The organism is Akkermansiaceae bacterium (genome assembly GCA_024233115.1).
In the GTDB taxonomy this organism is placed as follows: domain Bacteria; phylum Verrucomicrobiota; class Verrucomicrobiia; order Verrucomicrobiales; family Akkermansiaceae; genus Oceaniferula.
Genome location: JACKQB010000001.1, coordinates 803,244 through 824,271, shown reverse-complemented (window position 1 = coordinate 824,271; position 21,028 = coordinate 803,244). Strand labels below are relative to the sequence as shown.

The window sequence follows — 21,028 nt, the reverse complement described above, 5'->3', positions numbered from 1 at the left end:
TAGTGGGAGCTGAAAAATTACGTTGCCATTTAGGTAGAACACCTATTGAATTCGTGGACACACACACCAGACAACACCAGATGAAATTATCCCATCTAGGCACTACAGCCCTCATTTGCTGCCTGCCAGCTACGTCCTTCGCACTGAACATCAACCTCGTCCCTGCTGCGGGAATGTCACAAGATGCCATCGATGGCTTTCAGGCTGCTGCGGATTACTGGGAAAGTGTTCTGACCGACAACGTCACGGTGAATGTGGACATCGACTTTGCCGCACTGGGTGCAGGCGTCCTCGGCTCAGCGGGATCGACCACCCAGTCAGTCTCCGTTTCAGATTATTTTGCGGCCTTGGGTGGAGATGCCACTTCGACAATCGACGCTACCGCTGTGGCCAATCTCCCCGGCTTGTCGGGCGCTGGTGGACTTACCTACATCACGCAAATATACAGCCCGGCAGGTGGCGGCACAATGGTGCTTGGTACGGACAGCGACGACAGTGGCAATAACAGGATTCTCAATCTTAACACCAGCACCGCCAAGGCCGTTGGCCTCTTCACCGGAGGAGCCGGTGATTCTGACGCAAGTATCACCTTCAGCAGTTCGTTTACATGGGACTTCGATAACTCGGACGGCGTCGATGCCGGTCATCAGGATTTTGTTGGGGTCGCCATCCATGAACTTGGCCATAGCCTTGGTTTTCGCAGTGGTGTGGATACTGTCGATTTCGTTATGGACAACCCACAGAGTCTGGAAAACTTCCGTGTCTGGTCGGGTCTCGATATGTTCCGCTTCAGTGCCGATGGCGTGCACGATCTATCTGTGGGAACCGCATCCTATTTTTCTGTCGATGGCGGCACCACAAACCTCGGACTGTTCTCAACGGGAAGCAGTAATGGCGACGGCAATCAAGCGAGTCACTGGAAAGACAACCTTGGACTTGGAATCATGGACCCCACAGCCAACCCGGCAGGCCAGACTAACACTGTCACCATGCTTGATCTTCAAGCGTTTGACGTGATGGGCTGGGATATGGCGGTTCCCGCGCCCGAACCCTCTACCGGCGCCCTGTTACTCGGGTCAGCCATTGCCATGCTTGGGTTTAGACGGAGAAGTTAATGTAATCGTCTGTTTTCTATCAACCCATGGTGGCTTGTATGTCAGCAGGCCGTCTATTTTTACTCGTAATCGGGCGTTTCCAACTCCAGCCCCTGCACACGGGCGTCCATCGACATTTGCTGCCAGCGCAGGTGTTTGAGTGATTGAATCTCCAAAATTTCACCCCCCCTTCCGTTGGTAGGGAAGTGATGATAGCCAAGCTCCAGGGTCACTGGATGCCGACTGGCATTCGGCAGCCCCTTCAAGGTCGTGTATCCCACGCTACTACGGTCCATGATCGCTAATTCTGAGAACAGTCCACCGCGGTCCTCGATGAGAAAACAATGATATTGGTCTGACGGGATACCCAATGGCCACTGACCTTGATATTGCCTCACATAACACCGCATCGTCACCGGGGTCGAGGGGCGTTGCACGATGAACTTTTCCCAGGGGATTTCGCAGAAGGCGGTCATGGCCGACCAATGCAGCAGGAAGTGATCTCCAAACCTTTGGAAGGAAACCAATCGCTGTATCTTATTGAGATCACGGTAAACCACAAACCACACATCGCCCTGGACGGATTTCACATGTTCCATACGTTCGATCTTCCATGCCGGCGTGTGCACATGCCCACGCTCGTTATAGTAGACATCCAATTGCGGCTTTTCATCCTCCGGCATGTAGACATATTTCAGCCTTTCCTCATTCGTTTCCGCCTGCAAAAACGCCCGCAGATTCGCCTCGATCATTTCCTTGGCCTTGGCCTCATCAATCACAGCAGGTGCCGCTGCAAGGGGGGATTTTTCTGCGGAGCCAGGCTCGGATTGAGTGGAAATAAACCAGTAAAACGAGAATATACCAGCCACGACGATGCAAGCGAGCACCGTCAATACCAGCAACAGCAAGTAACGCCTCCAGCGTGGTTTCGGCTCCTCCGACCGTGCATTCTTTTCACCAAAACCGGCCTCAATGTCCTTGGGGTCCTTGGTGACGGGCAACTCCTTACCCTGTCGACGCGTCACCAGGTCAAAAGCATCTTGAGGATTCAGTTTACTAGGCGCCATGACCTCTAACTTTCTACCCGACTCCTTAGTTCCCCGCCAGCAAACTTACTTATCAACAGGTCACCTTCCCTGGCCTGCGCCGTATCTGTCAGGATATTGCCAGCCTCATCCATGGTGATTGAAAACCCACGGGCAAAGGTCGAGTCGGGACCGAGGGTCTTGATCAACGATGCCAACCTTTTAAACCGGTCATCCGCGTGTTGCAGGGCATTTTTTCCCGACCGCTCCAGGAGTGTCCGGGCGTGGTCGAGACGTTCTCCCCGGCGCTGCATCACGCGCCTGGGGTGATGGGTGGCATGAAGCATGCTTGCTTGTTTCAACCTGCCAAGCATGGCTTCCAAACGGTAGTCACTGGCGTTTTTCAAGTCTTCGCGCAGCCCGTCCAGTAGTTGGATCGGCTCGCGTAATGCCCGCTCGGCATCACGCGGCATCAGGGCCCGGCGTGCCGAGGTCAGAATAGCGCTATCATGCCTGAGCCGGTTCGCCACCGCCCGCTGCACAGCATCAGCCGAGCGCCGGATCTTCGATCGCAGTTCTGCCCCGTCTGGTACCACCAACTCGGCGGCAGCGCTGGGGGTGGGGGCACGCATGTCGGCGACAAAATCGGAGATGGTGAAATCGATCTCATGCCCGACAGCCGACACCACCGGGACCGGGCAGGCATGAATGGCGCGGGCAACCACTTCCTCGTTGAAATTCCATAGGTCCTCGAGCGAGCCACCGCCGCGGCCTGTGATGATGACATCAACGCGGGGCAGGCCATATTTTTCAGGATTCCCTAACTCTTCGATCGCACGGGCAATACTCAGCTCCGCCCCCTTGCCTTGCACCGTCACCGGATAAAGGACCGGCTGCACCCACGGGGCACGGCGGGTCAGGATGTTGAGCATGTCCTGCAGTGCGGCACCTGTTGGAGATGTCACCAGAGCAATCGTCCTGGGGAATTTCGGCAGTGACTTTTTGACAGCCGGATCAAACAAGCCCTCGGCATCAAGTTTGCGCTTCAGGGCTTCGAACTTCGCCTGCAAATCCCCCAGGCCGGCATTCTCGACCTGCTTGACTATCAATTGCAGCTGGCCACGGGATTCATACACTGAAACCTCACCAAACAACCGCGCCTGCATACCGTCCTCCGGTTGGGCTTTCGCCCTCGCCGCCGAACCACGGAAAAGCACACAGGAAATCTGCGCGCCCTCGTCCTTCAGGCTGAAATAACAATGCCCGCTGGCTTGTCGGCGCAGATTACTGATCTCCCCCTCCACCCAGATCTCACCGATCTCGATTTCGAGCAGGTTTTTCATCCGTCTGACCAGACGGGTCACTGTCATTGCCTCGGCCACGGGCAGAGCATCCACTCCCCCGCCCATGATGACAACCTGAAAGTCTTGACTCTTAGTTGTTAATTCTTATATCTCCCCCCGCCATGGCCAACAAAGACCAGACTGACACAGAACGTATGGAAAAAATCGTATCCCTTTGCAAAAGCAAAGGCTTCATCTTCCAATCCGGGGAACTCTACGGAGGCCTCAACGGCTGCTGGGACTACGGCCCGCTGGGAGCCGAGCTCAAACGCAACCTCAAGGAATTCTGGTGGCGCAAAAACGTCCAGGAACGCGACGACATCGTCGGTATGGACGGCTCGATCCTCACCCACCAGGCGGTGTTGACCGCCTCCGGCCACGTCGGCGGATTTTCCGACCCGATGGTCGATTGCAAAGTCTGCAATAAACGCTATCGCGCCGACCAACTGGAGGAAATCCCCCGCTGCGAGAAAAAAGCCCAGCTTCCCAAGGGCGAGGATAAAAGCTGCGAGCTCACCGAGCAAAAAGAGTTCAACCTCATGCTCCAGACCAAGCTCGGCGCCGCCGCTGCTGACGACGATCCCAAAGCCGTCGCCTACTTACGCCCGGAAACCGCACAGTCGATTTTCGTGCAGTATAAAAACGTGTTGGACTCCACACGGTTGAAACTCCCCTTCGGCATTGCCCAGATCGGCAAGGCATTCCGCAATGAGATCAACCCGCGTAACTTCACCTTCCGCTCGCGTGAGTTCGAGCAGATGGAGATCGAATACTTTTGCCGACCCGAGGACGGCCTGCGCCTGACCGATGAGTGGCTGGAAAAACGGCTGGAATTTTACGATGAGATCGGTGTGCCACGTGAGAAGCTGCATGTGTTAGACATTCCAGAAGCCGACCGCGCCCACTACTCACAGAAGACTTACGACATCGAATACGAATTCCCCTTCGGTCAGCAAGAGCTTGAAGGCGTGGCATATCGTGGTGCCTACGACATCGGTAAACACCAGGAGCACTCCGGCAAGAACCTCGAGTACTTCGACGCCGAAACCAAGGAGCGCTTCATCCCGCATGTGGTCGAGCCGTCCGCCGGTTGCGACCGCACCGTCCTCGCCGTCATCTGCGAGGCATACGATGTCGAGGACCTCACCAAGGAGGGTGGCAAGCAGGACGAGCGCACCGTGATGCGTTTCAAACCCTGCATCGCCCCGATCAAGGCAGCCGTGCTGCCACTGCTGAAAAACAAACCGGAGCTGGTGGAGAAGGCCTTGGAGGTGAAGGCGCTGCTGCAACCGCACATGAATATCTTTTATGACGAAGCGGCAGCGATTGGCCGCCGCTACCGCCGCCAGGACGAGGTGGGCACCCCCTTCTGCATCGCCATCGACTTTGAGACCCTCGGAGAAAAAGGCGAGAACGGCGAGGACCTCACCGATACCGTCACCGTGCGTCACCGCGATTCCATGGAGCAGGAGCGCGTTGCCATCAGCGAGCTGCTTCCGTGGCTATTGGCTAGAATCGTATAGGTCCCATAGGACTTATAAGACCTATGAAACACCAGATACTCGTAGCCGGAAAGCCTGCCTTAAAATACTGCAAGGATGGCACCGCCGAGTATCTTAAAAGACTCACTCGCTACGGCTCCTACGAGCTTAAACACCTCAAGGACGGCAGCAGCGAGGAGGTCTCCCAGCGCCTCCGCGAGGCGAGTGCAGGCACCCTGCGGATCGTGATGGACGAGCGCGGCGAAAGCCTGACAACTGACCAGCTTTGCCAACGCATCCACGATTGGGAAATGCGTGGTGTCAAACGCGCCAGCTACCTGATCGGAGCTTCGGACGGGCATACGCAGGAACTCAGGGACGAGGCGGATATGGTCTGGGCACTATCCCCGCTGACACTCCAGCACGAACTCGCGCTGGTCGTTCTGTTAGAACAACTCTATCGCATCGCCACCATCCAGCGTGGCGAGCCGTATCACCGCTGATCAAGGATCCCAAGTGCCCCAGCCCCCTCGGGTCCGGTGGGACGGTTCCAAGGCATGTCGCTTTCGTCCGATTTAGGACCAACGGGCTTTTTCGCCGTCTGTGCGTTCTGTCCACAGGAAAGGAGAGGCAGGAAAGCGGCAGTCAGTAAAACGTAGAGGATCTTGCTCATGGGAGGGAGGATAACCTCCCGCGGCAACGAATCAAGTGCTATTTTTCCAGCTGATATGTTATTCTTGCCCACCGGCACCTAAGCTGACACAAAACCGGCATGCGTTCGTTCATGCGTTTCCAATTTCCACCGGACAACCCGGCTGACGCCGGCCCGACCTACCGGTCGAGGCTCTACGAGCGCTTTGGCGACCTACTGCCGGTCGTCACCTATGCCGTATTGCTATGGTGCCTGGTTGTTTTTTTCCTGCTGAATAGAGACAGGACGGGCACACTCGATGTTTACGAGCTTGCCCACAAACTGGGCATGACATCGATGCAGGATTTACACGAAGGGCGCTGGTGGGGTTTGATTGGCTCGGCCTTTATTCATTTTGAGCTGTGGCATGTCGGATTCAACATGCTGTGGCTGGTCCGGCTTGGCACGTTGATGGAAAGAGGACTGGGCAGTATGAAAACGGCGGCCTTCATTGTGGTCTCTGCCTTTGTCAGCTCAACGCTCAGCCAGGTCATTGACGGACCCGGCATCGGCTTTTCGGGAGTTGTTTATGCGATGGGCGGTTTCATCTGGGGTGCCTGGCCGCGCTACACGGGTTTCCTGGAAGGATTCAATGGCAGCACCCTGCGCTGGTTCCTGCTCTGGCAAGGTGTTTGTTTCCTGCTGACATGGGGTGGCATGCTGCCCATTGGCAACGCTGCCCACATCTCCGGCATGGTGTTTGGCTTCCTGGTCGGCCTGTGGGCATGCAAGGGCAGCAAACGCGGCTGGTACTGGCTGGCCGCCAGCTTGTCGATGACCCTGGTATGCGTGGGGATCGTTTACCTGTTTGCCCAGGTGGACTGATTGGCAGGCCGGGCTACTTCTTTTTCAAATTGCGGGCGGCCTTTTTGACGTCTCGGAATGCTTTGCTACCATCTTGCAGCACCTCATTGGGCGGGATCACCTGTACCAGCTTTTTATCGATCGGGTTGATGACAATGATCATGGGGAGCGAGTTGCCGGCTTTCCGCAGACCGTCGATGACAGCCATGTTGAATTCATCCCCCTGGTTCAGACTCCCGGCCTCTTCGTAAGAAGTCCTGACGATGATCGAACTGGTTTTCAGTGCCTTGATCGTATCTTCGATGACATCGACCACCTGTTGTGCCCCCTGGGTGTCGGAGTCATAGGTTTTGTTGGTCACCAGGATGGTGATCAGCTTTTTCTCGGATTCAGCCGTTTTCCTCGCTTTATCCAGTTCCTTCATCTCCATGGTATCACGCCACTTGGGAGTGATGTCGCGAGCCTGGAGGAAAGGGGTGACCGATAGGAAGAGGAGGAGGCTGATGTATTTTTTCATGCCGGTCATCATGAATGTTCCAAACGAAATGGCAATGGATTTTTTTTACGTGTCTTTTTCCAGTTTCCGCGCCCAAAGCCAGAGGATGTCGGAAAGCCGGTTTAGAAAGCGGCAGGCCTCCATGGACGCGCCTTCGCCGAGGCCCCACGCTGCGAGTTCGGCACGGCGGCAAACGGCCCGCGCCATATCCATCCATGCCGCTCCGGCATCACCACTGGCACCGGGGCGCGCCCAGCCGTCGAATTGGGTGGGCATTTCCACTGCAATCGACTCCAACCAATCGATGTCTTCCTTGGTGACCGACGGATAACCGTCCGCGAGGTATTTTTCCCGTTTTGCGGTTGGCACGGAAAGCAAACCCATCAGTGCCACCAAATGCCCCTGGATGGTATCGATTTGTCCAGTGATTTCATCGGGAACCCCCGATACCCTCACCATCCCCAGGGCCGAGGTCAACTCGTCCACCGCTCCACAGGCAACCACCTCGGGAGAGAGTTTCGGCATCCGTCCACCATACATCACATCCGTTTGTCCATCGTCTCCCCTGCGGGTAATAATACTCATGGCTATTGCTTAGCACAGGCCACCGTCCCGTAGCCATCAAATTACTTGCACCGGGGTGATTTGCCTCTAGCATAAACCCAATGAAGACCTCACGCAGACAATTTATCAAAACCACCGCCGCCGCATCCGCAGCCACCATCACCGGCAGCTACCTGTCGGCACAGACTGAAAACAACAAAGCCATGGACCCCCGTTTTCAAATTTCCATTGCGCAATGGTCACTCCACAGGGCGCTCCAGAAAGGACAGCTCACCAACCTTGATTTTCCGAAGTACAGCAAGGACAAATTCGGCATTCACGCCGTCGAGTATGTGAACTCCTTCTTCAAAAAACATGCCAGGGACCAGGCCTATTTGAAGGATCTCAAATCCCGCACCGACTCCGAAGGCATCCGCAACGTACTCATCATGTGTGACGGTGAGGGCCAGCTGGGGGCCAGGACCCCGAAGGATCGGGCCAAGACCGTGGACAATCACAAGCAATGGGTGGAAGCCGCCAAATTCCTCGGTTGCCACTCGATCCGCGTCAATGCGGGCGGCCCCGGCTCGCGTGAAGAACTCGCCAAACAAGTAAGCGACGGTTTGCAGTCGCTGAGCACCTTCGCCAAGGATTTCGGGATCAATGTGATCGTTGAAAACCATGGTGGCCTGTCATCAGACGGTGCCTGGCTCTCGGGTGTGCTCAAAGGAGTCAACATGCCCAACTGCGGCGCCCTGCCTGATTTCGGGAACTTCCATGGCTACGACCGCTATCAGGGAATCAAGGACCTCATGCCTTATGCCAAGGGGGTGAGCGCCAAGAGCCATCAATTTGACGATCAGGGGAATGAAACAAAAACCGACTTCCTGAAAGCCATGAAACTCGTCGCCGCCTCCGCGTATAAAGGTTATGTCGGTGTTGAATACGAAGGGAGCCAGCTCTCTGAAGACGATGGGGTCATCGCCACGAAAAAACTTCTCGAGCGCGTCTTCCAGCAGCTCTAACAACCTCTGCATTCGACGGAATGCAGTTCTCAGCAACCATGGCTGGACCCACCATCAAGCTGGCCCGTCTGCATGGCGGGCCGGAAATTTTCCACAGCCTCCAGGGTGAGGGGGTGAGTGTGGGCATCCCCTCCGTCTTTGTCCGGGCCTCCCTGTGTAATCTTCACTGCCAATGGTGTGATACGGATTATACGTGGAACTGGGAACACACACCATGGAAACACGAGAAGGATGATGAGCCAGGTTATCAGAAATTTAAAAAACCGGAATACCTGGTCGAATTGCCCACACATCAGGTGGCGGAGCAAATTGCGGCATTCCCCTGCAGCCGTGTCATCCTCACCGGAGGCGAGCCGCTATTGCAGGACGAGGCGTGGCAAAGTGTGATCACCCACCTGCTTGCCAGGAACCCCGACTATTGTTTCGAAGTGGAAACCAACGGCACGATCGTACCCAGCACTGAGCTCGATCAAGTCGTCAGCCAGTACAATGTTTCCCCGAAATTAAAAAACTCGGGCAACGACATCGGCCTGCGGGTCAAGGGCGGGGCCCTGAAGTTCTTTGCCGCATCGGAAAAGGCCTGGTTTAAATTTGTTGTTTCCCGGATGGACGACCTCGAGGAGATCAGAGAGCTGATCAGCTGTTACAAGCTGCCCCACAACCGCATCCTGCTGATGCCCGAGGGCAGGGACGACGACACGCTCCAGCAACGCCGGCTCTGGCTCGCCGGCATCTGTCGAGACCACAATTTCCGCTACAGCGACCGCTTGCATATCCAGCTTTGGGGAAGTGCACGGGGGGTATGATTTTGCTGTCTTTTTTATCAAAAATATGTGCAACTCCCTCCCGGACACCTTGTTTAATGGGCATCATGAAACGCGAATCAGTCAATACCACCCATGCCAACCGGCCCGGCAATGCACGGGATGCGGAGGATTGGAAACAGGACGATCCTGTCTGGGACCTCCTTGGCAAGGCTTCAAGCCGGGAGCCAAGCGCGTTTTTTGCCCGTAACATCGTGCGGCAAACCCGTCAGCAAAAAGCAGCCGCCAGCTCATGGACAGGACGTCTGGTGGAGTTCTTTACCCCCGCCAAACTCGCCCTCGGTGCTGCTGCCTGTGCCTGCGTGCTCGCAGCCTACCAGATGTGGCCGTCCCCTGACCCAGTCATCACCCAGGCCCCTGGTACTACACAGCCGTCTGCTGCCGCCGCACCTACCACTGCCCTTACAGAGCTGGTGATCGAGGAAAGCCTAGATGCCGCCGCTGAAGACCCCACGATCTTCACCCGTGATGAAGTTGTGGCCATGATCGGCTTTTAGGGCTGCATACCCTGATACATCCGTCGGTTTGTCGGCGTGCAAAGGCTCATGGACACGGGTCTATTCCCGCCCCCCATCACGCTTTCCTGTTAGTTTAATCCATGGGATTTACATTGTCACAACGGTTATTTTTTTAACTTCTCCCTTTCCAAGACCGGTGAAACTGTCAGATTGAAAGGAACTTAGCTTTCAAAACCATTATGTCTGATTTTCCGGTCTACGACCACGTTGATGAATATTTAAAAATCGGTATCGAGTATCAATGCTCTGATATCCACCTGGCCACCGAGTTTCCACCTGCTTGGCGACGCTTCGGCCAGCTGCAGGCTATCTGGGAAGGGTCGCCCCCGCTTCGTGCCGAGCAAGTCGAGGTTCTAACAAAATCATTCCTGGAAGAGAGAGAGTGGAACCGTCTCCAGGAAAAGGGTGATGTCGACTTTGCCTATCAGAATGAGCAAGGCCGTTTTCGTGCTTCTGTGGTGAAGCAACGACTTGGCTATGACATCTGCTTCCGGATCATCAACACGAAGGTCAGCAGCATGGAGGAGCTTGGTCTTCCCATTGAGTCCCTGCTCCCTCTAACGCGATACCAGAACGGCCTGCTGCTGGTGACCGGTTCCGTGGGATCGGGCAAATCCACAACGCTTGCTTCGCTCACAGACTTTATCAACTCTGATCGCCAGGACCATATCCTGACCTTGGAAGACCCGATCGAATATATCCTTGAATCAAAAAACTGCCACGTCAACCAACGCGAGGTTCACACACACACCGACTCCTTTCCCAAGGCTCTACGTGGTGCGCTTCGTGAAGACCCCGACATTATCGTGGTCGGTGAGATGCGCGACCTGGAAACCATCTCGCTTGCACTAACAGCCGCTGAAACAGGTCACCTTGTCCTCGCCACCCTGCACACCGGAAACGCACCGCGGACACTTGACCGTATCCTTGACGTGTTCCCTGTGGATCAGCGCGACCAGATCCGGATCATGGTCTCCGAGTCCCTGCGCGGGATCATTTCCCAGCAACTCATCCCCAGGGCTGATGGCGAGGGCCGTGAGCTTGCCTTGGAGCTGCTTGTCAACACTCCAGCTGTCGCCAACTGCATTCGGGAAGGAAAGACCTACATGCTTCCAGGTATTATGCAGACGGGTAAAAATGTCGGTATGATCACCATGGATGACTCCCTGAAGCGCCTTTACATCAAGGGGCTGATCAGCCAGGAGGATGTTATGTTCCGCTGTGAGGACAAGTCCCAGATGCGCGAGTTTTTTGCGCTTTAATCCCCTTTTAACCTTTTAGCACATTATTTTTCATTACCATGGCCACCATTGACAGCCTACTTCAGTATCTCGTTGAATCCGGGGGTTCAGACCTTCACTTAAGCGAGGGAGAACAGCCTAAAGTCCGTATCCACGGCTCCATCACTGAGATTCCGGACCAGCAACTGCTGACCCATGATTACATCCACACGCTATTAACTGAAATATGTGATCCCAAGGCGTTTGAACTCTACATGAAAACGGGCGACCTCGACTTTGCCTACTCCATGAACGATGAGTCACGCTTCCGCTGCAACTATTTGAAACAGAAAAACGGACTGGCGGCTGTCTTCCGTCTAATCCCCACGGAAATCGCTTCGCTGGAAGATCTGAACATTCCTCCCGTGATCAAGGAGTTTGGCCACATGCGCTCAGGCCTTGTGTTGGTCACCGGTCCTACCGGATCGGGGAAATCGACCACTCTGGCCGCGCTGATTGACTACATCAACATCAACTTCAACCGGCACATCATCACCATTGAGGAGCCGATTGAATTTGTCCACCGCAACAAGCGGTCCATCATCACCCAACGGGAGGTGCCTATCCAGACCCCCTCGTTTGCCGATGGTCTCCGGGCCACCTTGCGTGAGGACGCCGACATCGTGCTGGTGGGTGAGATGCGGGACCTGGAAACGATTTCCCTGGCTCTCACCGCCGCTGAAACGGGACTGCTGGTGTTCGGAACACTGCACACCAACAACGCCCGTAAAACGGTCGACCGTATTGTCGACGTCTTCCCGGCCGACCAACAAAGCCAGGTGCGCACCATGCTTGCCGCCTCGCTACGAGGTGTGGTCGCCCAGCTGCTGATGAAACGCTGTGACAAACCGGGACGCGCCGCGGTCAACGAGATCATGTTTGCCAACACCGCTGTCTCCGCCATTATCCGTGAAGGCGCGACCCAAAAGCTCTACGACGTGATCATCGGAGGAAAATCCCAGGGTATGCAGTTCATGGACGAAGCTATCTGGGACAAACTCCAGGCCGGTATGGTCACTCCCCAAGAGGCTTACATGAAGGCGATCGACAAGACACGCTTCAAGAAGTTCCTGCCCAAGGAGCTCGCCCACCTCGGTGATGCATCAGGGGAAAGCCCGCTGGAGCACTAACCTGGCCGCGGTTTGGCCGACAAGTGGCTGTCACAGGGAAAGCCGGAGGGCTATGGCGTCAGGGTAACACTTCAGCCTTTTTCCACTCCAGGCCCTCACCGACCTCTCCCATGCGGTCGTTGATCCGCCGTATCAGGGCGCGCTCGGCCTCCTCCGCGATGTCGCTGTTTTCAGCATCACGGCGAGCTTGATTGATCAGGTAATTAAAGGCGCTCGCATGATCCTGCGGGTTCAGTCGGTTCAGTGTGCCGCTATCCGAGAAATAAATCTCCAACTCACCCACGGGCTCGACGCTGAGGACTTTTCCCTTGGGTAACGGGCCATTGATCCTGCCCTCCAACACCCCCCACTGGCCACCTTCACTGAGATCAAACCCGGCTTTGACAAGAAAATCCCCTCGCACGATCAGAACCTTGTCACTCCCCATCCAGGATGTTTCATACTTGGTGATCGCCTGGGTCTTTCTCTGTACCAGAGCCAACTCGCCGATCTCGGATTTCTCCAGAACAGCCGTTGAGCCGCTCACCTTGACCTCAGTGCCGAGAACGGTCGAGAGCGCTTCTGCCAGCCTGTCGACGGGCGCGGTGCTTACTTTATGAAAAAAGAAATAGGCGCAGGCAAATCCGGCGATCAGCAGCAGGCTTAAACCGCCAAACATAGCCCAGATCACACCGGGGAGCCGTGATTTCTTGATATGGGTAACGTGTTTGGATGGCTCTTTTTCCTTGGTCTCAGTCATGATCAAAGTTGTTGGATAAACAAAGCGGCGACCGCATGGGGTTGTGAAGGTTAACCTACGTTAATATCACCGCTTGTCTTGCGAAAATACAAAAATACCGGAATAGGGCAAATTTCCGGGTCAATGGACTCATTTCTATTTGGCAAATACAATCCGCCTCCTAGAGTTCCGCCATGGCTCTCAACGAACCCTGGTCAATCAAATCCCGCGCCCATGTATGCGCTGTCACGGAACAGCACTTCAAGGACGGTGAAGCATTTTACACCGCTATTTTCCCCGATCCCGAATCCAGTGGCTACATCCGCAAGGACTTTAGCAAAGGCGCCTGGGAAAGCCGGGGTGAGGACGGGGAAACACCCTTTTCCTTCTGGGGCAGTATCTACCGGGCTCCCGTCAAGGAAGAGGAAGTGGAGGTCACCGACGAAAGCCCCGAGGACCTGCTGCGCCGTCTCATCGAGGAAGATGAAGAGCATACTGAAAACGCCCGCTACATCCTCGCCGTGATGCTTGAACGCAAAAAACTTCTCGTCGAAGCCGACAGCCAACCCGTGGGCGACGGCATCATCCGCATTTACGAACACCGTAAAACCGGAGACGTGTTCATCGTCAAAGACCCTAACATCCCTCTGAGCGAGGTGGACAAGGTCCAGGAGGAAGTGACCATGCTGCTCGAGAATGGTGGTCGGGTGCCGGAGCCGGAGATTCAGGAGGCGGGGGGCGGGGATCAGGTGTCGGGGAACGGGAGTCAGGGGCCAGGGGCGCCTGATGAAGAAGCGGAAGTTCCTGCCTCCTCGACAGACGAGGAGGAATAAATTAGAATACGCTTATGGAAAAGTCCACCAGTGGCAGAGACAAAGAAATGCTTGACCTCAAAGCTCTCTCCTAGCTCCTCCAATTATTCATTCCTCCATGCTCCCTTGGTTTTCCGACAACGCCTTTCCCCTCTATCTCGCGCCGATGGCGGGGGTGACGGATGTGGTGTTCCGCTCGATCTGTAAAGAACTCGGAGCCGATGTGATGGTCACGGAGTTCGTGTCGGCGGAAGGCATCATCAGGCAGGACGACCGCACCCGGAAATACACCGAGTTCACCGATGCCCAACGCCCTTGTGGCGTGCAGCTTTTTGGGGGCGATGGCGAACGTATGGGCGAGGCGGCTAGAAAAATCATCGACTGGAAACAGCCCGATTTCATCGACATTAACTTCGGTTGCCCGGTCAATAAAGTCGTGGCCAAAAACGGAGGCTCATCACTGCTCAAGGACTGCGGCATCCTCGCCAGTGTCGCCTCCGGTGTGGCCAGGGCGGTAGGCGACCAGGTGCCCGTGACAGCCAAGATCCGTATCGGCTGGGATGAGAAAAACGTCAACGCCCCCGATGTCTGCCACATTCTCCAGGAGGAGGGTATGCAGGCGATCTCCATCCATGGTCGCACCCGGTCACAAGGATACCGGGGACTGGCAAACTGGGAAGTCATCGATGCCTGCGCACGAGCTGTCGGGGTTCCCGTGATCGGCAATGGTGACATTCACAGCGGTGAGGATGTCAAGCACCGCCGCGAAACGACCGCGGTTTCCGGAGTCATGATTGGCCGGGCCGCCATGCAGAACCCGTGGGTTTTCCGGGAAGCAAAACACTACCTCGCCACGGGAGAACAGCCTCAGCCAGTTCCCGTTCCCGAGCGATGGCAGATGATCGTGCGTCATTGCCACATGGCCGTGGACTCAGACCGCTACGGCAACGAACGCCAGAGCATCATGGCCATGCGCTCCCGCCTGATGACCTACTGCAAAGGCTTCCCGGGAGCCAGGGAGCTTCGCCAAAAACTCTGTACCGTATCCTCACTCGGCGAGGTCGAGGACGTCGCCGCGGCATACTTGCAATCGCATCAAGGGGAAATCGAAAGCCGTGGGCAAGCGTAGTCAAGGGGGGCGGGAAGAGTTATCGGTTATCAGGGGAAATGTTTGCCATATCCCTATCTACATCAGTGGCCAACTGTGCCATCCGTGTTAAAAAAGACGCAGTTGAAGAGGATGTCCAGAGATCATGATGACCGCTCACGCAGATAACCCTGGGCTGAATTTTACGCCCCCAATTTCACAAATGATGCGCGCGTGCAGGATAAGAGAGCTCTATCACCTCGCCTTGCATGCGTAGAGGGCTGTCTTTTGATATTCAACCAGGTACTGCTTCTCCGGATCACAGCCGTAGGTCTTGATCAACTCGGCCTGAAGCGTCTTCATGGAGGGGGTAAGTGGCAGCGGCTCATTCGTCTTGGGCGTTTCCGGCGGCAGTGGTTGAAGGGGCTGGGCGGGTTGACTGGCAGCCTCCTTTTGCGCCTGGAGATGAGCCTGGCGTTGCTCTTGTTTCAATTTGGCATAGGCCTCCGTTTTTTTCTGAAAACTCTCATAGCTGGCTGCGTCCCCGAAGGTGTAGACCAGTGTTTTTTTCTGTTCCTTTGCGGTGCCTTCCAGTGAAACCAGGGTAGCCAAGTGAGGCACGAGCAGGTAATTGTTTGAGAGTACATAGGCAAAGTTCTGGGCCATAAACTTGAGATTTTGCTCCAGAGTCGCCCGGGTATCATTGATTTGGCCCGCAATGAGCTCACGCTGCTGGGCCATGGCTGGTGCGGTTTGGTCATACTGTTGAGACAGCTGGGCAAGCCGCTGCCTTTGCACGCCCACCACCTGCAAACTGCGATGTAACGACCGGTTTGCATCTTCTCCCTCGACCACCGCGACCAGGGTGTAGTCCCCTTCCGCTGATTCAATCTTGGCGGGAACATTTTTATCTTTCGACAGTTGCTCCGGACTCAGCACGTTTGACGGCTCTGGTGCTGCGGCGGCAGGACTCGTTTCCTCTTCAGCTCCCTCAGGTATTGGCTCCTCCGACCCGCCCATATCCATCCGACCGATAAAAAACCCGACACCTAAGGCTACCACCGCAACCAGCATCAACATAGGCGCATTACTTTCCGACTTATTCTTTGGCATGTCTTCATGTTGCACTCATTCGACGTCGAAGTCATGCCAAAAAAAGGTGGTCCGGACAACCGGACCACCTTTGGAAAGAAATTGTTCCAGACTTGTCTTATCCACGCTTGCGGCGGGCAAGGAGGCCAAGGCCACCCAGGGCCAGCATGAGGGCGGAACCTGGCTCGGGGATTGCGACCACATTGAGGGTGCCGGTGGTGTTGAGGTTGGCGGTGTCAAATTTCAGGCCTGCTCCCAAATCGATACCGTTGATGCTATCGAAACCTGCACCCGTAATTGAGCCCCAGTTTTCAAAAATGACGAAGCTGTCCCCCAGTGTCGCCGTGTAGCCGGTGGTGTCGAGATTCAGGGTGCCGCCGTTGATGGCAAGCGCATTGGCACCGTCACCCTTCAGGATGTCGTATGCGCCATTGGAGGTACCTGTTAGCTCGATCATCATGATCGCTCCACCTGCAATGGTGAGGTTGTCATCGAAGTTCAGCGTGCCGGGGCTGGCTCCGGGAGCGATGGTCGAGCCAAGCGCCGCTTGAATCGGCCCGACTACGGTGCCCGCACCCATGAGTGTCTGGCCATTTCCAAGGGAAAACCCTCCGGAAACGGCTGAGACATCGAAAGTCGCTCCACCCAGCACATCAATGGTTGGCGAATCCGAGATCGAGCCGCCTGAACCCAGTGCCAGTGTACCGGCTTGAATATTAGTGGCGCCGTTGTAGTCGCTGGCGTCTGTGATCACCATCGTTCCAATGCCCTTTTTAGTCATTGTTGCCCCTGGGGTGTCCAATCCAAGCACACCCACTTCCAAGGTAGCGTTCTCATTCACTGTGAAATCGACATTCGCCTGGCGTAAGTCAACCCGTGCTGAGATTACTGATTTATTCGACCCCAAACCTGAAGCATTGTTAACGGTGACGGAAGTTCCACCGCCGAAGAGGTCATAGCGTTGTGCCGGGTCACTGGATGAGATTGTTCCTCCATCCATGGTAATCGCCACAGACCCGAGGGTCTCGTTAGCTCCTCCAATGCGGTGAAGCACACCTCCGCCGTTGATATTGATGGCACTGATCGAGTCAGATCCACTCCCGTAACCGAGGGCATCCGAAAAATTAAGCTCCACACGCCCACCGTCATTGATGGTCAAGGCTCCGCGGATGGCACCAGCCGAGGCGTTGCCGCCTCCTGCAATTTCGAGCACACCAGCATTCACCGTGGTTCCGCCGGTATAAGTCATGCGCTTCTGGATGACCATGCGACCGTCGCCAAGCTTGTTGACACCGCCGGTTCCACCAGCAAGACCGCCATTGTCTAGAGTCATGTTCACAAAGAGATCACCACCAGCGTCGCCACTGGCATCACCCACATTAAAATTCTGGACTCCCTGAAGGTGCACCCCGCCACTTCCATTCATGGTCGAAGCACCTGTTCCACCGACCGTGACCGTGGCGGCTCCTGCGCTTGTATTAGCCATGAGTGCGTCCCAACCGGTAAGCACGCGGTTCGATGTCCAGGTAGCTCCATCGTTAAGAGCTACATTACCAAAACGAGAATCAAACGAGCCATTCATCAGCAATGTACCACCATTCGCCGTTAACACCCTGCCATTGTCCAGTGCTGTTCCGTGTCCTCCGACGAAAATGTTGGTGGCTCCAAATTCAGCCACAGCACCCGATCCAACGGTAACCCCGGAAGTGGAACGCAAGGTGGTACTGACTACCAAAGTGCCGTCATTCACTACCGTTTCACCCGAATAGGATTTACCGGTGCTGGAAAACAGCATCGTTCCGGCACCCGTTTTGATGACTCCATCGCCGGGGCCGCTATCATTATTTTCAAGCTCGGCGATGACGGTAAGGTCGGTGCTGCTGTTGCCGGTTACGTCTGCAACATTGAATTCCCGGTTTCCATTCAGGGCAAGCCCCTGGCTAAACGCACCGATGGTAGAAGCGGACGTTCCTGACACCGTGACGGTGCCATTGAGTTGCATGTTCTCGCCACTGTAGCCACCACCTCCGCTAGCGATCCAAGAGGCACCATTTTGAAGAGTTATATTCCCCATATGGCCATGGGTAGGTGCAGCATAGTCCAGTATTCCGCCATTCAATGTGATCATGGCATCACCGGCATTCCGTTGGAGGGAATTGACTCCGGCTGAATATTTCAACGTGGCACCAGAATTGACCGTGATGGCAGATCCTGGAGCAATTTTCTGAGTATAGTCAGAGCCTGTAATATTTAGAGTCCCATTATTAATCACCGTATCTCCAGTGTAAGTATTTGTAGCGCTTAATGTAAGAATTCCACCTCCTTCTTTAGTCAAGCCACCGCCAGACAACACAGCGGAAATCGTTGCGTCACTATCGGCTGTGATCGTACTTGGTGATGAAAGGGCAAGGCTGTTTCCCCCTCCGGCAATTGTGTAACCTGCGGCCGAAAATGTAATATTACCCACGGTGATGTTTTCACCAAGAGTCACCGTGCCCGCTCCGGTAGCGCCAAAGATGGCATCATCAGGATTGGCGTTGCTCCAAAGCGAGCCTCCCCAGTTATTGGATGTCTGGTTCCATAGTCCATCTGTGCTCACGTTATCCCAAGTGAGAATGTCTGCATTGGCATGACCAACGGCGAGGGAGGCAAAGACGGATAACGAGGTCGGGAGGTGTCTAATCTTCATAGGATCAATATATCGGCGGGGATTACTGGATTCGTTACGATTTAAAACAAATCTGACCCCCAGTGTATGAAAAATGACATCGCCATCAATAAAAAACATCCAACATCGGGTTGGAAATGGGAGTTTCAGAAAAATACCCCCCTATCTTAAAAAAGACCCCCCTTTACATCAACGCCATCACTCCTTGTCCTCCTGAAACGAAGCCGGGGCGACGAGGCCTGCGGACAGGATCAGCTTGCTGGCTTCCTCAAGGGTCATGCTGCTGTCCTGCACCTTGTCATCGTCGATGATGATGGTAAACCCCGTCATCGGGTTCGGACTGGTGGGGATAAACACCGTGGTGACATCGCGGCCCACCTGGGCATCGTGGTAATTACCGGTCACAAAACCAAGCATCCGGCAGCCGGGGCTTGGATACTCGACGTAGGCGACGCTTTTGAATTTCCGGTCACCGCCGAGGTTCTTGACAGCATCGACAAATTGTTTCAGCGCGGAATAGATGAATCCGACATACGGCACATGCTGCATCCCCAGGTCAAGCCAGTGCAGGATTTTTTTACCAGGGCGATTCGCCACCCCGAAACCTATCAGCAGGAGCAAGAAAACAGGGATCAGGAAACGGACGAAATTGGATCCGTAGAATGCAAAGTCCTCGGTCACAAGATCCGGCCCTGAGCGCATCAGGTTCAGTCCCTTGAGTAAGAGTTTGATCATCTCATCCCCCACTCGCATCAAGACCTGGTAGATGACAACCATCAACCAAATGGTTCCCAGGATGGGGATAACGGCAGCAAAACCTGTTAGCAACAGCCCCATCACCTTGCGGATGCGCGGGTGCCTGGCTGGCAGGATTTCTCCAATCGGGCTATTGATGACTTCGTTTTCGGGCATAGGAAAATAGTGAATCCCCCTGTCTTTCCAGGGACAAGGAGAGTATGTAACAGCAATGACTATTCTGCAACCACCCGTTCACTTGATTCCTCAGTTTTTAGGTTTACACTGTGCGCATGAAATGGTGTCCATCCGCTGTCCTACCGGCCTGCCTCCTCGGCCTTGGACTCACCTTGTCCTCCCAGGCCGCTCTCAAGGTCATGGCGATCGGGGACAGTATGACGGAGGAGTATTACTTCGAAGTTCCATTCAGTGCTCCGGACTCGGATCCGCTAGATGCAAACACGATGAACTGGGTGGAAATTCTTCATGCCAGAAGAAGTGGCGATATTGATTTTGGCCGTTATGAAAATTCACTACTCAGTTACCGGGACTGGCGAGACGCAGGATTTGAATATAACTGGGGTATCCCCGGATATGACACAGACATGTGGATGGATATCATCAATGCCTCACTTGATTGGCCCGAGGTGGAACTCCTTCCCGATTCAAGAAGCCGTGACAAATTAAGGAGCCAATATGATGACGTCGACGTCGTTGTCATCATGCTCGGAGGAAACGACATCCGTTCTCACTATGGGGAGCTCTATGATCCGGAACCCGGTGACCCTACACCTGCGGAATTCATCAATAATATCATCAGCAACCTCACCGGGATCATTAATGAAATACGCGATGTTAACCCAGCAGTTCCCATCGTGCTGGCCGACGCGCCCGATCTAGGTGCCACACCAGACAAAATTGACGCCCACCCGGATCCGGTAAAAAGAGCTAATGCCAGTGCGATCATCAACGATCTCAACCTCGCCATAGCGGCACTAGCCACAAGCGAGGGAGCCACCCTAGCTCCCATCTCCAACCTAACCGACAGAATCCTATCTTCAGAACCTCTCTATATCGGCGCGATCGAAATGATCAAAGACAAGGACCCGGAGAACCCTTCCAATTACCTCTTTTGCAAGGGGGGCCTGCATCCATCCACCAATGGGCAGGCAATCATCGCCAATACATTGTTAGCAGCCATCAACACAGCGACCAACTCCAACATCCCCCTACTCCCCGACCGTGAGATCCTGGCGGATGTGATGGGTCTGGACCCGGATCAGCCTTATAAGGACTGGGCCACCACAGCAGGACTAACAGACCTCAGCATGTCTGCCGACAAGGATGGCGACGGCATCCCCAACCTGGGCGAATACCTGCTCAACCTGAACCCGATGGTTGTGGATGATCTGCATGTCGGCCAGCTGCAAGACATCGCCGGCACTCCCATGCTGACCATCGATTATTCTCCCGACGCCAGTGCTGCGCGGTTGGCCGATGTTGTGGTGAAGCAATCGGTTGATCTGTCAAACTGGACCAAAGTCCCCGCAGCCAGCCTGATTGACATGGGCAGTGGCCAGTACCAGGCAAGGATGCCGCTCGACGCGGGCATCGGCTTTTTCCGGATGGAGTTCCAGCTCAAGCCCTAAACGGATGGGGAAA

Annotated in this window: 22 protein-coding genes; 12 read left to right on the top strand and 10 right to left on the bottom strand. The window is 55.1% G+C overall.

All coding sequences use genetic code 11. The features are described from left to right. Positions 1-80 precede the first annotated feature (80 nt). A complete protein-coding gene (locus tag H7A51_03465; protein MCP5535276.1) occupies positions 81-1,115 on the top strand; it encodes a PEP-CTERM sorting domain-containing protein in 1,035 nt (344 codons plus the stop codon). 59 nt (positions 1,116-1,174) lie between these two features. Here the strand turns inward: H7A51_03465 and H7A51_03460 are convergent, their stop codons facing one another. Together H7A51_03460 and xseA are read right to left on the bottom strand one after the other, a co-directional pair. Continuing rightward, positions 1,175-2,161 carry a hypothetical protein gene (locus tag H7A51_03460; GenBank protein ID MCP5535275.1) on the bottom strand — a complete coding sequence of 329 codons (987 nt, stop codon included), beginning with the start codon at positions 2,159-2,161 and terminating at the stop codon, positions 1,175-1,177. Positions 2,162-2,166: 5 nt separating this feature from the next. Further along, positions 2,167-3,528, bottom strand: a complete 1,362-nt coding sequence (xseA, locus tag H7A51_03455) for an exodeoxyribonuclease VII large subunit (protein ID MCP5535274.1) — start codon at positions 3,526-3,528, stop codon at positions 2,167-2,169. Between the two features lie 56 nt (positions 3,529-3,584). On the opposite strand from xseA, the gene H7A51_03450 reads away from it, so the two are divergent. Together H7A51_03450 and H7A51_03445 are read left to right on the top strand one after the other, a co-directional pair. Then, positions 3,585-4,985 carry a glycine--tRNA ligase gene (locus H7A51_03450; GenBank protein MCP5535273.1) on the top strand — a complete coding sequence of 467 codons (1,401 nt, stop codon included), beginning with the start codon at positions 3,585-3,587 and terminating at the stop codon, positions 4,983-4,985. Between the two features lie 23 nt (positions 4,986-5,008). After that, positions 5,009-5,446, top strand: a complete 438-nt coding sequence (locus H7A51_03445; protein ID MCP5535272.1) for a 23S rRNA (pseudouridine(1915)-N(3))-methyltransferase RlmH — start codon at positions 5,009-5,011, stop codon at positions 5,444-5,446. On the opposite strand, the gene H7A51_03440 is transcribed toward H7A51_03445, so the two are convergent. After that, the gene (locus tag H7A51_03440; protein ID MCP5535271.1) at positions 5,437-5,616 is read right to left on the bottom strand and encodes a hypothetical protein; all 180 of its coding nucleotides are present in this window, start codon (positions 5,614-5,616) and stop codon (positions 5,437-5,439) included. The genes H7A51_03445 and H7A51_03440 overlap by 10 nt on opposite strands. A 205-nt stretch (positions 5,617-5,821) precedes the next feature. Beyond that, positions 5,822-5,929, bottom strand: coding sequence for a hypothetical protein (locus H7A51_03435; GenBank protein ID MCP5535270.1), 108 nt, complete (start codon positions 5,927-5,929; stop codon positions 5,822-5,824). 2 nt (positions 5,930-5,931) lie between these two features. Between H7A51_03435 and H7A51_03430 the strand changes: the two genes are divergently transcribed. Further along, complete coding sequence (locus tag H7A51_03430; GenBank protein ID MCP5535269.1) at positions 5,932-6,459, top strand: rhomboid family intramembrane serine protease; 528 nt, start codon at positions 5,932-5,934, stop codon at positions 6,457-6,459. Between the two features lie 13 nt (positions 6,460-6,472). Here H7A51_03430 and H7A51_03425 read toward each other — a convergent pair whose 3' ends face one another. Beyond that, positions 6,473-6,955, bottom strand: a complete 483-nt coding sequence (locus tag H7A51_03425) for a hypothetical protein (GenBank protein MCP5535268.1) — start codon at positions 6,953-6,955, stop codon at positions 6,473-6,475. A 45-nt stretch (positions 6,956-7,000) separates the two neighbouring features. Continuing rightward, positions 7,001-7,519, bottom strand: a complete 519-nt coding sequence (locus H7A51_03420) for an ATP:cob(I)alamin adenosyltransferase (GenBank protein MCP5535267.1) — start codon at positions 7,517-7,519, stop codon at positions 7,001-7,003. 80 nt (positions 7,520-7,599) lie between these two features. Here H7A51_03420 and H7A51_03415 point away from each other — a divergent pair, with 80 nt between their 5' ends. The 5 genes from H7A51_03415 (at position 7,600) to H7A51_03395 (ending at position 12,254) form a co-directional block, all read left to right on the top strand. After that, positions 7,600-8,502 carry a sugar phosphate isomerase/epimerase gene (locus H7A51_03415; GenBank protein MCP5535266.1) on the top strand — a complete coding sequence of 301 codons (903 nt, stop codon included), beginning with the start codon at positions 7,600-7,602 and terminating at the stop codon, positions 8,500-8,502. 53 nt (positions 8,503-8,555) lie between these two features. Continuing rightward, positions 8,556-9,308 carry a 7-carboxy-7-deazaguanine synthase QueE gene (locus tag H7A51_03410; protein MCP5535265.1) on the top strand — a complete coding sequence of 251 codons (753 nt, stop codon included), beginning with the start codon at positions 8,556-8,558 and terminating at the stop codon, positions 9,306-9,308. Between the two features lie 65 nt (positions 9,309-9,373). Further along, positions 9,374-9,823 (top strand): hypothetical protein, encoded by a 450-nt coding sequence (locus H7A51_03405; GenBank protein MCP5535264.1) that lies wholly within the window; start codon positions 9,374-9,376, stop codon positions 9,821-9,823. Positions 9,824-10,023: 200 nt separating this feature from the next. Continuing rightward, positions 10,024-11,106, top strand: coding sequence for a type IV pilus twitching motility protein PilT (locus H7A51_03400; GenBank protein MCP5535263.1), 1,083 nt, complete (start codon positions 10,024-10,026; stop codon positions 11,104-11,106). 38 nt (positions 11,107-11,144) lie between these two features. Then, positions 11,145-12,254, top strand: a complete 1,110-nt coding sequence (locus tag H7A51_03395) for a PilT/PilU family type 4a pilus ATPase (GenBank protein ID MCP5535262.1) — start codon at positions 11,145-11,147, stop codon at positions 12,252-12,254. A 58-nt stretch (positions 12,255-12,312) separates the two neighbouring features. On the opposite strand, the gene H7A51_03390 is transcribed toward H7A51_03395, so the two are convergent. Next, the gene (locus tag H7A51_03390; protein MCP5535261.1) at positions 12,313-12,993 is read right to left on the bottom strand and encodes a DUF4230 domain-containing protein; all 681 of its coding nucleotides are present in this window, start codon (positions 12,991-12,993) and stop codon (positions 12,313-12,315) included. A gap of 173 nt (positions 12,994-13,166) precedes the next feature. Here H7A51_03390 and H7A51_03385 point away from each other — a divergent pair, with 173 nt between their 5' ends. Together H7A51_03385 and dusB are read left to right on the top strand one after the other, a co-directional pair. After that, positions 13,167-13,805 (top strand): hypothetical protein, encoded by a 639-nt coding sequence (locus tag H7A51_03385; protein MCP5535260.1) that lies wholly within the window; start codon positions 13,167-13,169, stop codon positions 13,803-13,805. Between the two features lie 97 nt (positions 13,806-13,902). Next, a complete protein-coding gene (gene dusB / locus H7A51_03380; protein MCP5535259.1) occupies positions 13,903-14,913 on the top strand; it encodes a tRNA dihydrouridine synthase DusB in 1,011 nt (336 codons plus the stop codon). A gap of 213 nt (positions 14,914-15,126) precedes the next feature. Here dusB and H7A51_03375 read toward each other — a convergent pair whose 3' ends face one another. The 3 genes from H7A51_03375 to H7A51_03365 all read right to left on the bottom strand — a co-directional run bounded on the left by H7A51_03375 (position 15,127) and on the right by H7A51_03365 (position 19,543). Further along, positions 15,127-15,984, bottom strand: coding sequence for a hypothetical protein (locus H7A51_03375; protein MCP5535258.1), 858 nt, complete (start codon positions 15,982-15,984; stop codon positions 15,127-15,129). Between the two features lie 97 nt (positions 15,985-16,081). Beyond that, positions 16,082-18,652: an autotransporter-associated beta strand repeat-containing protein gene (locus H7A51_03370; protein MCP5535257.1), complete on the bottom strand. Its 2,571-nt coding sequence runs from the start codon at positions 18,650-18,652 to the stop codon at positions 16,082-16,084. A gap of 177 nt (positions 18,653-18,829) precedes the next feature. Further along, positions 18,830-19,543: a DUF502 domain-containing protein gene (locus H7A51_03365; protein MCP5535256.1), complete on the bottom strand. Its 714-nt coding sequence runs from the start codon at positions 19,541-19,543 to the stop codon at positions 18,830-18,832. A 116-nt stretch (positions 19,544-19,659) separates the two neighbouring features. Between H7A51_03365 and H7A51_03360 the strand changes: the two genes are divergently transcribed. Beyond that, the gene (locus tag H7A51_03360; protein ID MCP5535255.1) at positions 19,660-21,015 is read left to right on the top strand and encodes an SGNH/GDSL hydrolase family protein; all 1,356 of its coding nucleotides are present in this window, start codon (positions 19,660-19,662) and stop codon (positions 21,013-21,015) included. Positions 21,016-21,028: the final 13 nt, after the last annotated feature.